At 53.0% G+C, this 12,999-nt stretch carries 10 protein-coding genes; 7 read left to right on the forward strand and 3 right to left on the reverse strand.

Going from position 1 to position 12,999, the window contains the following annotated elements; genetic code table 11:
* Positions 1-9: 9 nt before the first annotated feature.
* The 3 genes from NUW46_RS13465 to NUW46_RS13475 all read right to left on the reverse strand — a co-directional run bounded on the left by NUW46_RS13465 (position 10) and on the right by NUW46_RS13475 (position 3,798).
* Positions 10-1,830 carry a Wzy polymerase domain-containing protein gene (locus tag NUW46_RS13465; protein ID WP_418140348.1) on the reverse strand — a complete coding sequence of 607 codons (1,821 nt, stop codon included), beginning with the start codon at positions 1,828-1,830 and terminating at the stop codon, positions 10-12.
* On the reverse strand, positions 1,827-3,257 hold the full coding sequence (locus tag NUW46_RS13470) for an O-antigen ligase family protein (protein ID WP_418140349.1): 1,431 nt from the start codon (positions 3,255-3,257) through the stop codon (positions 1,827-1,829). The genes NUW46_RS13465 and NUW46_RS13470 overlap by 4 nt, the downstream gene beginning before the upstream one ends.
* A gap of 67 nt (positions 3,258-3,324) precedes the next feature.
* On the reverse strand, positions 3,325-3,798 hold the full coding sequence (locus NUW46_RS13475; RefSeq protein WP_418140350.1) for a pilin: 474 nt from the start codon (positions 3,796-3,798) through the stop codon (positions 3,325-3,327).
* A gap of 431 nt (positions 3,799-4,229) precedes the next feature.
* Here NUW46_RS13475 and pilB point away from each other — a divergent pair, with 431 nt between their 5' ends.
* From pilB to NUW46_RS13510, 7 genes are all read left to right on the forward strand, one after another.
* On the forward strand, positions 4,230-5,945 hold the full coding sequence (pilB, locus tag NUW46_RS13480; RefSeq protein WP_418140351.1) for a type IV-A pilus assembly ATPase PilB: 1,716 nt from the start codon (positions 4,230-4,232) through the stop codon (positions 5,943-5,945).
* 2 nt (positions 5,946-5,947) lie between these two features.
* Positions 5,948-7,168: a type II secretion system F family protein gene (locus NUW46_RS13485; protein WP_418140352.1), complete on the forward strand. Its 1,221-nt coding sequence runs from the start codon at positions 5,948-5,950 to the stop codon at positions 7,166-7,168.
* Between the two features lie 92 nt (positions 7,169-7,260).
* Positions 7,261-8,136, forward strand: coding sequence for a prepilin peptidase (locus tag NUW46_RS13490; protein WP_418140353.1), 876 nt, complete (start codon positions 7,261-7,263; stop codon positions 8,134-8,136).
* 3 nt (positions 8,137-8,139) lie between these two features.
* A complete protein-coding gene (coaE, locus tag NUW46_RS13495) occupies positions 8,140-8,739 on the forward strand; it encodes a dephospho-CoA kinase (RefSeq protein WP_418140354.1) in 600 nt (199 codons plus the stop codon).
* Positions 8,732-9,826, forward strand: coding sequence for a hypothetical protein (locus tag NUW46_RS13500; RefSeq protein WP_418140355.1), 1,095 nt, complete (start codon positions 8,732-8,734; stop codon positions 9,824-9,826). The genes coaE and NUW46_RS13500 overlap by 8 nt, the downstream gene beginning before the upstream one ends.
* Positions 9,826-10,569 (forward strand): tRNA (N6-threonylcarbamoyladenosine(37)-N6)-methyltransferase TrmO, encoded by a 744-nt coding sequence (tsaA, locus tag NUW46_RS13505; RefSeq protein WP_418140356.1) that lies wholly within the window; start codon positions 9,826-9,828, stop codon positions 10,567-10,569. The genes NUW46_RS13500 and tsaA overlap by 1 nt, the downstream gene beginning before the upstream one ends.
* A gap of 43 nt (positions 10,570-10,612) precedes the next feature.
* Positions 10,613-12,964, forward strand: coding sequence for a response regulator (locus NUW46_RS13510; RefSeq protein WP_418140357.1), 2,352 nt, complete (start codon positions 10,613-10,615; stop codon positions 12,962-12,964).
* The last annotated feature ends 35 nt before the right edge of the window (positions 12,965-12,999 follow it).

The raw sequence follows: 12,999 nt of genomic DNA on the forward strand, positions 1-12,999 counted from the left end.
GAAAAGCTGTTAGTCGGGAAGCTCAACGTCGCCAACACCTCGCAAGTGATTATTCTTTTCAGTCATGGACTCTATCGTTTCAGCCCAAACCCCTAGGGCATTTTGGACACACCGAGAAAGCCCAACCATTTCCTGCTCACCGATCCCTTGAATGAGTGACGCCTTCTCAAGAATGATAGGGCCAGCAGTCGGAAACCGCAGAACGGTCTCGTTCGCGCGCTCGCATGCTTCCTCAAATTCACCCATCATCAAGAGAAGAGTAACTTCCCTCAATTGGACTACATCCAGTGGTCTCCATTCACTGATGCGGCGAACCTCTTTCAACTGCCATTCAAGATTGACTGTTTCTGGAGAAAAGCGCCGGTACCGCGTCAATACAGCAAAAGGCCCAAGAAGCCCATCGTTAGAAAGAAGGGCGAGACGACGATAGGTCGACTCGCTGCTGTCACTGCTTACAGCCGTTTCCAGAATCACCTTTACTTGCCCACTCAAATTCAAAGTCAAGCCTACGACAACTATCAATGCGGCCATGCCAGCCGTTAAAAACAACCAGGGAGATGTGACTGTAACTTTGCGGGTAATAAACCAAGGCACTGCCAACAACACAGCAACAATGAGATACCAGGGGTACCAAAGTGGGTATTCCACCAAACTGTGAGCAAATATCACTCCAAGTCCACCAAATGCAGGAACGAACCACCCGCTCGCGCGGTTTCGCCACCCAGCGTAAAAGACGACACCAACCAAGAGAATTAGCACGATAAGCCCAAACAAACCGGCTTCAACAAAAATCATCGAAAATAGATTATGCGAGTGCAGCCAAGAGCCCTGCCCCCTTCCGGCCTCCCCCAAAGCAATCACCGGTTGCTGATAAGAAAACACACCGTACTGTCCGGCTCCTTGCCCAAAAACCCAATCTGTAAAAGTCCACTGGCTCAGTGACTCTGCAATTTTCAAATGCTCCATCACTCTAGGGCGATCTGAAGCGCCCCTATCAAAGAGCGAAACATTGTTCGCCTCTTTCACCCAACCGCTTGAGACCAACTGGCTCTCAAGAGGCTTAACGAGCTCGGGCAAAAGCATCAAGCAGATAAGGATAACCACTGCTCCCACAATCAGTTGACGCCCCTGAACAAACAACTCGGTTTTCTTTGAGTGAAGCAAATAACCACTGAGCGCAAGAGCAAATGGCAGAAGCAAAAAATTCAATCTGGATGCAGCCAACGCCAACGCAGCACCAATGAAAATGGAAAATGCAGATATGCCGATTACGTTTTTATTCCGACGTGTCACATAAACTGCCGCAAAAAACGTCACCCACAAAGTGGAGGTTGTTAGATTCGGCTGCTGCCACGCACCTTTGAGCCGGCCTATATTCGGCGCCGGCAGTCCCGTCAAGTAAGCCACAACCCCAAAATGCTGTATTAATGCAAACCCCGCGTAGACAAGGCCTGCAATCATTAAAACTTTAGCGACGAAACGTTGATACTCGTTCCTGCAGCCACCAAATTGCTCCGCCACAATTACCATTGAGGAGGCCAAAACCAAGCTGATAATCAGCCAATTCAAAGAAGCCTGTAATACAACGTCCGCGATCAGGTGGGATATTACAAATGGAATTATTAACCCTAACGGGAAAAACACCAAAGCCGAAAATCGAAGTTCTCCCGCAGCCGCCCCTCGAAGCAGCGCGAGTGAAAAAAGGATACCTGACAAGGACAAAACAAGTCCGTCGGGTATGACACTGTTGAGTGGCCAAACATGAATAAAAGCAATGCTGGGAAGCACCAGCATTAGCGTTAACAAAACGATTTGAGCAGAACGAATCAATGTTTAAACTCCAGTTCTTCCATTCGATTCTCTATGTAACGGCCATGCAACCAAAAACGTGGACTTAGAGAACTTTTGTAGGTTTCAAAAAATAGCTCTTGATCTCTTTTAGCTTCTACATACCAAGAGTGCATTGATGGCATCATTGCTATTGAAATACTGAACAGAACAGCTGCAGCAGCACTGCCCCCCCTTATATGCAATTCCGTCAGTTTAAGTGAAGCTTTTACCTTTATCATAAAAACAAAAAAAACAATTAAGACTGGAAATCCGACAGTAAGAGAGTATGGACTGGTAAACACTCCGGAGACACTGGCGTGGACAAATGCAGCCAATGCAGACCAAATAATTGCCAATTGAAAAGACTCAACCTTCTCGATGTTAACGCTCCGCATTTGCCGAAAAAGCGGCGAAGCTAACCAAACCAGTCCAGCGATGAAAACGAGCACAACCAGCCATCCATATTCTGCAGCCCATCGAAAATAAAGGCTATGGGGAGTGGCGTTTGCCGAAACTGGCGTTTCCGCAATGTAGGACAATGGGCCCGCCCCGAGAGGGAAATTTCGGACACTCAATTCAAGAGCAAAAGCCCAAAGCTCCACACGGCCCGAAGAGTGAGTACGCAAAGATAAACTGGCTTTTACCTCATCGAAGAAAAAGGATGGGATAACAAAAACTAACACCAAATAAAAAACAAAGCCTATCGAGAATAAAGTCACCCATAGTTTAAATATTGGCCAAACACTTTTCCCGAAAAAGACAAGCAAAAAAGCAAGGCTCAAAAATTGAGAGATCAAACTCCCCCTGGCACCAGAGCTAATAAGCACGAAAAACCAGAATCCGGCGGATGTAATCAGTACCCACTTCCAAAATCGATGCCGGAATAATGGCATTATTGAAGCCAGAAAAATCGTGACTACCGTGAGTGGCAGCAACCAGGTTGCTATTTGTGACCAAGGCCGAATTCCATAAAAACCGAAAGGGAGAAAATCGGTAATTCTTCCAGCCTCTTGCGCGTACCAGAACCCAACCCCCATAACTATCGTTGGCAGGTAAAGAAGGCAACCAATGCTTGCGCCGACCGATACCCACTTAGCGAGCTCAACGGGTTCGACCTTCTCCATGCTAATGTAAAGGGCTACCAAAATAACCGAAACCCAGTAGCCTAAGTCAAAAACAAGAAAAACAAATGAGTAAGGAGCTGGCCCAAGAGAAGTTACGATGAGCGCGACCACAAAAAATATAAGAGTGAACTGTTTTTTTCGAATTGTTGCTAAAAACAAAAAGCCGCAAGTAACAATAACGACCTGAAACCAGCGATAAGCATTGAAGTCCGAAATAAGGGGCAGGAACGAGTGAAGCAATGATGTAGCAAAAAAGACAAGAGTCGAGACGAAGAAAAAAGAAGTGCCACTTAACAATTTCAAAATCTGCACTCCGATAGACGAAAAAGGGGAGGTTCGAACCTCCCCTCTTCAACAAGCGCTCGATTGTTTAGAAGGAGCGTGTGCAACCAGTGGGCGTGAAATCGAAGTTTGCAGTATCGCCAATACCGTTGTCTGAAATTGAACAGCTCCAGCTACCATTTGTTTGACGGATTATGTTCACTACGGCACCGGAAACAGCAGTACCCGCGTCCTGGCCAAGTTCACCAGTAATTGACCCGGACCCGTCTGCCAAAAAGGCCACATTGATATCGGCGTTACCCGCGCCCGCCAAAAGGCTGGAGCCCGTCCATCCCAGACCGTCTGCGTCAAGTGACACGGCATTACCACGCATCAGGTTCTCCTCTGCAGCCGTCTTAAGTGCAGAAAGTTCGCCATAGGCACGGTTCATTTGAGAGCGGGCGATGTAGTCTTGATACTGCGGAATAGCGATAGCAGCCAAAATACCAATGATCGCCACAACGATCATAAGTTCAATTAGTGTAAAGCCTTTCTGGGTGTGATTGATTCTGATGTTTTTCATTACCGACCTCTGTATTTGTCGTTGATAAACTTTGTCTGGCCCGGGCCCGGTGGAGCCGTGCCCCGCGACCGGCGTGTTGAGCCTGTTCACGACCAAGCATTCGCTGTGCCAAAACTGACTTCTCATGATAAATTCGATCATTAACGGTTTTAAACCAATTAGTTACCGTTACCCGTTGCCCGTGAGGGTATTCAACTGGAGTTTAGGCCGGATACCGTGAAACGTCAGTCGGTGACAAAATTTGTCAGGCCAGGAAAGTTTATCCATTCTTAATTAATCGGGATTGAAACACGAGGTAAGCATTCCGCCGGCGCCTGTTTGAGCCGCACAATGGATCGGAGCCCTTTCCAAACGGTGGCAGGCCATCTAAACTCACTTAAATTGACTGAATATCGGTTTCAATAACTTAGGCTGCATTTCTTACTCAATTTATGTCTACCAATAAGAGCAATATCACGCTTACGGGCCTTGCGAGGCGCTTCGTGGATGACGGACTGCTGGATGAAGCAACGGCGAAAGATGCTTTTCTTCAGGCCTCACAGAACCGCATTCCGCTAATCACCTACCTGACTCAGAACAACCTTGCAGATAGCTCCAAACTTGCGTTTTCGGCAGCCATGGAATTCGGAGTTTCTGTGCTAGATCTTTCCGCATTCATGCCAGAAATGATGCCGGAAAAGGTGGTTGACGAAAAACTTGTCCGTAAACACAACGCCCTTCCTCTTTATAAAAGAGGAAATCGGCTGTTCATTGCCGTTTCAGATCCGACCAACATCCAAGCCCTGGACGAGATCAAATTCAACACTGGCCTGAGCACTGATGCGGTGTTGGTGGACGACGCCAAGCTTCGGGAAGCTATCGACAAGTACCTGGAATCCCAAGATACCACCATGGGTGATCTGGATGACTCAGACCTTGAAGGTGTTGAAACCGAGGGTGGTGAACAGGAAGACGATGGCGCCGTTGTTGCCAGTGAGGTGGATGACGCACCCATAGTTAAGTATGTTAACAAGATGCTGCTAGATGCGATTCGCGGCGGCGCCTCGGGTATTCACTTCGAGCCCTATGAAAAAGTCTATCGGGTAAGATACCGCACCGACGGTATTTTGAAAGAAGTCTCTCGCCCCTCTATTAAGCTGGCTCCTAAGATTTCCGCCCGCGTGAAAATCATGGCCCAGTTGGATATTTCCGAGAGACGCGTACCCCAAGACGGCCGAATCAAGATGAAGCTGTCCAAGACCAAAGCCATCGATTTTCGGGTGAACACTCTGCCCACTCTCTGGGGTGAGAAGATCGTTTTGCGGATTCTTGATCCCAGCCAGGCGAAACTGGGCATTGATGTGCTCGGTTATGAGGAGGACCAGAAACAGATGTACATGGATGCCTTGAAACAGCCACAGGGCATGATTCTCGTGACTGGCCCCACCGGCTCCGGCAAAACCGTTTCACTGTATACCGGACTGAATATTCTGAACACTCCAGACATCAACATCTCCACTGCGGAAGACCCGGCAGAGATCAACCTGGAGGGCATCAACCAGGTAAACGTAAACAACCGCGTGGGTCTGGGTTTTGCCGAGGCTCTGCGCGCGTTTCTGCGTCAGGATCCCGATGTGATCATGGTAGGTGAGATCCGGGATCTTGAAACCGCCAACATTGCTATCAAAGCGGCACAGACCGGGCATCTGGTTCTTTCCACCCTCCACACGAATAGTGCTGCAGAGACTCTCACGCGAATGATGAACATGGGCGTTCCCTCTTTCAACATCGCTACTTCGGTGAGCCTGATTATTGCCCAGCGTCTCGGCCGGAGACTCTGCAGCGCATGTAAACAGCCCTTCGAAGTGCCGAAAGACGTGCTTTTGGAGGAGGGGTTCACACAGGAACAAATTGATACAGGCTTCACGTTGTACCGCCCCAAGGGCTGTGATAAATGCAATGGAGGATATAAAGGCCGCGTCGGGATTTACGAGGTGGTCAAGATTACCGACGAGCTGGCCAACATGATTATGGAAGAAGCCAGTTCCATCAAAATTGCAAAGCAGGCTCAGGCCGAGGGCTTCCGTAACTTGCGCCAATCGGCACTTATGAAAGTGATCGAGGGCGTAACAAGTCTTGAGGAAGCCAACCGCGTGACGAAGGATTAAGCATGGCAGAGAAAGCGCAGAAGCTGGAATCGTACGTTTGGGAAGGTAAAGACCGAAAGGGCAATAAGTCCAAGGGCGAGCTAACAGGCTCCAACCTCGCGCTGGTTAAGGCCCAACTTCGCAAGCAAGGCATTATTCCGGATAAGGTCAAGAAGAAGCCCAAGCCGCTTTTCGGTGGTAGCAAGAAGATTACCCCCTTCGACATTGCCATGCTGACTCGTCAGCTTGCGACGATGATGAAGGCGGGCGTGCCACTGGTACAGAGCTTTGACATTGTTGCCGATGGCCTAGAGAACAAGGGGCTTCAGGAACTGGTTATGAGTATTCGAAATGATATTTCTTCGGGTACCAGTTTCGCAGGCGCGTTACGCAAACACCCCAAGTATTTTGACGACCTATATTGCAACCTTGTGGATTCGGGTGAAAAAGCCGGTGCGCTGGAAGCGATGCTGGATCGAATTGCGACTTACCTTGAGAAGACAGAAAACCTTAAGAAAAAAGTAAAAAAAGCAATGACATACCCTATCGCGGTTATTGTAGTCGCGATTGTCGTTACTGCCATTCTGCTTGTTAAGGTCGTACCTCAGTTCGAGAGCCTTTTCCAGGGTTTTGGGGCAGAACTGCCCGTCTTTACCCAAATGGTCGTGGAACTATCGGAATGGCTACAAAGCTGGTGGTTTGTGGTCTTGCTCGGAATTGTGGGAACCATTTTCCTTTTTAAAGAGGCTAAACGCCGCTCTCAGAGATTTTCAGACATTGTCGACAAATACGTTCTGAAACTGCCCGTGGTAGGTGAGATACTCGACAAATCAGCTGTAGCAAAATTCGGCCGAGTACTCTCAACTACCTTTGCTGCCGGCGTTCCATTGGTGGATGCACTTGACTCAGTAGCAGGCGCAACAGGCAACGCAGTTTACCGTGATGCCATCGACCGAATTAAGAACGACGTATCAAGCGGCACCCAACTCCAGGCATCCATGCGACAACAGGACGTATTCCCGGTAATGGCAGTCCAGCTAACAGCAATTGGCGAAGAGTCCGGTAACCTGGACGAGATGCTGGCCAAGGTGGCGGAGCACTACGAAGCAGTGGTCGACGACATGGTCGATAACCTGACTGCCCTTATGGAGCCAATGATCATGGCGGTTCTGGGTGTTCTGGTGGGTGGCTTGATCATTGCCATGTATCTGCCGATCTTCCAGATGGGTCAGGTTGTTGGCTAAAAGCCTGCTCAAACGGCCCGCTGCTACGAGGCGGGGTCAGAGAAAAGCGTTATTCTGACCCCGAGTTCCCCCGCCTGATTTTCGGATAATTTATGTTTACTCTGGATACGTTTCTCGCCACGCCCTGGCTCCTTTTTCTTTCTGTCACTCTAGTATCCCTGTGCATCGGCAGCTTCCTGAATGTTTTGATTCTGAGGCTGCCGAAAATGATGCACCAGGACTGGCGCTGCCAGTGCGAGGAATTCCTGGAGCTGCCTGAAAAACAGCGTAAAGATGAAGAACGGATTACCCTGTCCAAACCGGCTTCCACCTGCCCTTCCTGCGGCCATGGCATTCGGGCCTGGGAAAATGTTCCGGTGGTCAGTTGGCTGGTTCTTAGGGGTAAATGTGCTTCCTGCAAAGCCCCCATCTCGCCCCGCTATCCGATCATTGAGGCAGTCACCGCGATTTTTTCCGTGGTGACCATTACTGTCATCGGACCGAACGAGTCGGCGCTCTGGGCCCTTTTGCTGGTTTGGGCTCTGGTGGCCCTAACCGTGATTGATTTCGACACTCAGCTGCTGCCAGACAGTATTACTCTGCCCCTGATGTGGCTCGGACTGGTACTGAATTATTTCGGTGTGCTTACGGACTTCAACAGTGCCTTTTGGGGGGCGGTGGCCGGGTATCTTTCGCTTTGGTCGGTTTACTGGCTATTCAAGCTGGTTACAGGCAAGGAAGGTATGGGGCACGGGGACTTTAAATTGCTGGCTGCGCTCGGCGCCTGGCTGGGGTGGCAGTTGTTGCCGGCGGTGATTCTGCTTTCTTCGGTGGTTGGTGCGGTTGTTGGTATTAGCCTGATGGTGTTCAGGAAGCATGGGCGGGAGGTGCCGATTCCGTTTGGGCCTTATCTGGCGACGGCGGGGTTGATTTGTTTGTGGTTTGGGAGTGAGATTCAGGCGTTCTGGTTTGGCTTTCTGGGAGTCTGATTCATGGACATTGTTGGCCTTACCGGCGGGATTGGTTCCGGAAAATCCACTGTGGCTCGCCTGTTTGGTGAGCTTGGCGTTCACTGGGTGGATGCGGATGATGTTGCCCGGGAGGTGGTTGAGCCGGGCACGCCAGCGCTTGCTGAGATTGCACAGCACTTTGGGGAGAAGATTCTCACGCCCGAGAGTACACTGGATCGTGCGCAGCTTCGCGCAATTGTCTTTCAGGAGCCGGAAGAGCGGGCCTGGCTGGAGGCGCTGTTGCATCCGATCATCCGCGAGGAATTGATTCGGCAATTAAATCAGGAAAACTACCAGCTCCCCTATGTGCTTCTGGTCTCCCCTCTCCTTCTCGAAACCGATCAGCACGAACTGGTTGACCGCATTATCGTGATCGATGTACCCAAAGACGTCCAACTCGAACGCACCATGGCCCGGGACACCAATTCCCGAGAGCAGGTTGAGCGGATTATTGCGGCGCAGATTTCCCGCGAGGATAGGCTGGCGCGGGCGGATGAGGTGATTGATAATGACCGCCCTCTGGATGATGTAACGCGTCAGGTGCGGGAGCTGCATGAAAGGTTGTTGGTGGACTTTGGCTGACTGGTTTTTCCGCCCTCGTTTTACAGGTCTTGCGGCTGCACTTTTCCTGACACTCTCTTCCCCAACCCACAGCATCGAGCCGGTGTTTGAGGTTCAGGAGCGCTCTGTGGCAGAGATTCTGTCTCCGGCCCAGCTCCCCATCGGCTTCTACACGTTTGAGCCAGATGAGTACTGGGCCGATCCGCGTGATTCCTACTGGCTGAAATTCAGCAACTGGGTGTTGCGACAGGAGCGCCTCCACGGGCAGAAGGTCCAGACGGTTGGCCAGTGGGCAGACCGGACCCTTTCCGGGAGCGCCCAGAGCCTACCCAATAATGAGAGCTACCTGCGCGTTGGGTTTGCAACGGAATCTGAATATGGCGACCCGGCACAGTTTGAGCCGGAGGCCCGATTTCGGCTGGACATTCCCACCACCCGACGCAAACTGCGCCTGGTTATCGAAAGCGAAAGCGAGGACCTGATTCCTCTCGGAGAGCGCCAGAGGGACCGCCAGCTTACCGAGCCGGAGCGATCTGATACAGAAGCCACGGGCGCTTTGCGCTACCTGACCCAAATTGGCGATGCCATCAACTTTTCCAATGACGTGGGTGTGCGTCTTCGGCTTCCTCCGGATGCTTTCTGGCGGGCAACGGCTGAAAAGCGCTGGCGGCTTGACGACAAGTGGGTTCTGAACGCCCAACAGCGGTTTTATTATTTTCATCAGGATGGCTGGGGCGAGCGAACCTGGGTTGGCGTTGGTCGCCCGGTTGGGAATGACTGGTATTTCCGCTCGTCTTCGGAACTGGAATGGGTGCACAACGACAAGGAATTCGTGGCGGGCCAGATCTTCAGCATGCGCAAGCGCATGAATAATCGGCTGGTCGTGACGCCGAGACTAGGCCTGCTGGGAGAAAGCAAACCCTCCTGGCGCACAACTTCTGCATTCACCGATATCACATTTCGCTATCGGCTCCACAGCAATTGGCTTTACGCGGAGCTGATTCCTGCGCTGGAATTCCCCAGGGAAGATAGCTTTAAAGACCGGGCGTCTGTGGTGTTCCGGGTAGAGATGTTTTTCTCCGGTACTATCGAGGATGATCGTTTGTAATGCCAAGACACGTCTCAAAGCCGGCGGCCGAGGCCCTTACCCTCACGCCAATTGCCATTACCCGCTCCTGCTTCCGGGACAAGTTCGGGGTGCCGCGCCAACCTGGGCTGACCCGTCATGCCCGGGCCGACCTGATCATTCAGCCACCGTTTGACCGGGAAGATGCGTTTCGGGGGCTGGAGACAGCCAGCCACCTGTGGCTGACCTTCCAGTTTCACGAGGCGGTGCGGGCAGAATGGCGGCCCGTGGTGCGCCCTCCCCGGCTAGGCGGTAACCGCAAGATGGGTGTATTTGCCAGTCGCTCACCGTTTCGCCCCAACAGTCTCGGTTTGTCCGTGGTCCGCAATGAAGGGCTGATTCGTAAGGACGGCGAGCTTATCCTGCGCATCAGCGATCATGACCTGATCGAAGGCACGCCAATTCTCGACATCAAGCCCTACCTGCCCTTCGCCGATTCCGTGCCCGAAGCCACCCTTGGCTGGGCAGATTCTCCGCCCACGGAACGGCTGGAGGTGGTTTTTCTGCCGGAAGCGGAAGCGCAGATCCGTCAACTTTCACCGGAAGACTATCCGGAACTCCGCCCCCTTATAGAGGATGTGGTCGCTTACGATCCCAGGCCCTCTTTTCGCAGAGGGCGGGAAGAAGAACGCATCTACGGGGCGCATCTTTACGACCTGAACGTGCGATTCCGATTCGTGAATGATCATTCACGAAAACGTGTCGAAGTGCTGACGGTCTGTTAAACTGCTTCTGGTGATTTTGTAGTCGACACAGGGAATATGTGCCTTGCCTTCAACACGTTTGTTCAAACGATTGGGAATACGGCCATTGGCGGCAAGGTTGCTCGCCTACGTATTACTGTTCAGCGTGTTTCTCTCTCTGGTGGCCACCGGCGTTCAGCTGATTGGTGAGTTCGAGCGGCGGAAGAATGACCTTCTGAACGACCAGACCCGGGCGACCGAGCTGGTTTCCGGAAGCATGAGCAACAACATCTGGCTGATGAATTTCAGCGAGGTGGCCAACGCCCTGGATGATATGAAGGCGGTGCCCGCGGTCCAGTATGGTCGGGTGGTGACCAGCACCGGCGAAACCTTCACGACCGGTACCTACCCCGAAGGCCGGGTGCTCTCTCAGACGTTCCCCCTGGTGTTCGACCGCTCCAGCACCCGCAGCCCGGAAAATGTGGGCACACTGACGGTTACCTCCTCCATCGACCAGATATACACGGACCTGCGCAACCGCGCCCTGCTGAACCTGCTGTTCCAATCAATCGTGGTGATGCTGGGGACCCTGGGGCTGCTGGTGATCGTTCGTCTAACGCTGTCCCGGCACCTGGAAGCCATGGCAGATTACGCAGCCCGGCTGAATCTGGACGCGCTGGTCGACCCGCTGAAACTCAGACGCAAAACCCGGAAAACGCCAGACGAGCTCTCGGAACTGGAGCAGGCCCTGAACAAGATGCGCCTGCAAATCCTCGAGGACACCCGCTCCCTGCGCCAGACCACGATCCAGTCCCAGGGTGAGCGTGACGAAGCCGTACGCGCCAACCACGCCAAGAACCAGTTCCTGGCCAATGTCAGCCACGAACTGCGCATTCCTCTGCAATCCGTGCTGGGCTACGCCAACCTTTTGACCGACACGCCCCTGGACCAGGAGCAGCGGGAATACGTTCAAACACTCTTGAGTGCCTCCGAGAGCCTTTCGGCCATTATCAATGACTTACTGGACATCTCCAGCATGGAAGCTGGCAAGCTGGTACTGGATGACATTCCTTTTGATCTGAGGGAAACCCTCAATGATCTGGTGCACATGCTCGGTTCCCGGGCCCGGGAGAAGGGTCTGGCACTGGAACTTCGAATCGACGAGAACCTGCCCTGGGCCCTGAAAGGCGACCCGGTGCGAATCCGCCAAATCCTCCTGAACCTCACCTCCAACGCCATCAAGTTCACCGATTCCGGCCATGTGCTGATCAGTATCGAGGTGCTGGGGCGCCGGGACGACAGGGCGCGCATTCGCATTGCGGTGGAAGACACTGGTGTGGGCATCAATCCGGAAGACGTTCCCCTGGTTTATGAGCCCTACGTGCAACTGGGCCAGCAGTTCCAGCGCCAGCTCCCCGGTGCAGGCCTGGGCCTCACCATTTGCCGCCAACTGGTTGGCCTGATGGATGGCTCTATGGATCTGGAAAGCCGCCCCGGGGAGGGCTCAACTTTCTGGATGGAACTCACGTTGCCCATTGCCCCGGAGAATGCCGCCCGGGTTCGCCCAGATACCCGGATGGTGAAGAATCGCCGGATTCTGGTGGTGGATTCCTACGAGTTATCCCGCAAAATCACCCTGGAAATGCTGTCCCGGCACGACGTCCACATTGAGGCGGTGAAGTCTGCCGGCGAGGCCCTGACGTCCCTGCGTACGGCGTTCGATGGCCAGCAGCCGTTCGACGCGATCATCCTGGATGGATTCGTTCCGGATATGGACAGCGATCTGCTGTGCCGTCAAATCAGGAGCAATCCGCTCTGGGCAGACATGCGTCTGCTGATCCTGTCGTCCAACCCGCAACGGGGCGACGCCGAACATTTCCGCCAGGCCGGTGCCGATGCCTTCCTGAGCAAATCTCTGCGAGAATCCTGCCTGACTCCGATTCTCAACCAGTTGTTTGTTGATGCCGCGAGGGACGAACGGCGTTTCCTGACCCGGTTCTCACTGCAGGCGGTTACCGACACGGCGCGGCGCCGGGAACTCCCCTGTGGTCGCATGAAGGTTTTGCTGGTGGAGGATAATCCGGTCAACCGCACTCTTACCCGCAGGCTGCTTGAGAAACTGGGCTGCGACGTGATGACCGCCAACGACGGCGAGGCGGCAGCCAGCCTGTGGCAGTGGCATCCCTTCGACCTGGTCTTCATGGACTGCGTGATGCCCCGGGTGGACGGTTTCGAAGCCACCCGCCGCCTGCGGGAGTGGGAGACCGCCCATAACCGCGCACGAATCCCGGTGGTTGCACTAACGGCCAGCGCTATGGAAGAAGACGAAGAGCGCTGCCGCCAGAGCGGTATGGATTCTTTCGTTGCCAAGCCTGTCAATATTGAAATGCTGCGGGCAGTACTGGAACAATATTGTCAGGCGTCTGCTGCCTCCTGAAAGCTTCTTCCTGACGTACGGGCACAGACATCCAG

It is taken from the genome of Marinobacter sp. MA, assembly GCF_048298425.1.
GTDB lineage: Bacteria > Pseudomonadota > Gammaproteobacteria > Pseudomonadales > Oleiphilaceae > Marinobacter > Marinobacter salsuginis.

Bases quoted from the DNA above. Each gene is read 5' to 3' on its own strand.
- NUW46_RS13485 (WP_418140352.1), top strand. From the start codon at position 5,948: ATGGCAGAGAAAGCGCAGAAGCTGGAATCGTACGTTTGGGAAGGTAAA.
- NUW46_RS13490 (WP_418140353.1), top strand. From the start codon at position 7,261: ATGTTTACTCTGGATACGTTTCTCGCCACGCCCTGGCTCCTTTTTCTT.
- tsaA (WP_418140356.1), top strand. From the start codon at position 9,826: ATGCCAAGACACGTCTCAAAGCCGGCGGCCGAGGCCCTTACCCTCACG.
- pilB (WP_418140351.1), top strand. From the start codon at position 4,230: ATGTCTACCAATAAGAGCAATATCACGCTTACGGGCCTTGCGAGGCGC.
- coaE (WP_418140354.1), top strand. From the start codon at position 8,140: ATGGACATTGTTGGCCTTACCGGCGGGATTGGTTCCGGAAAATCCACT.
- NUW46_RS13475 (WP_418140350.1), bottom strand. From the start codon at position 3,798: ATGAAAAACATCAGAATCAATCACACCCAGAAAGGCTTTACACTAATT.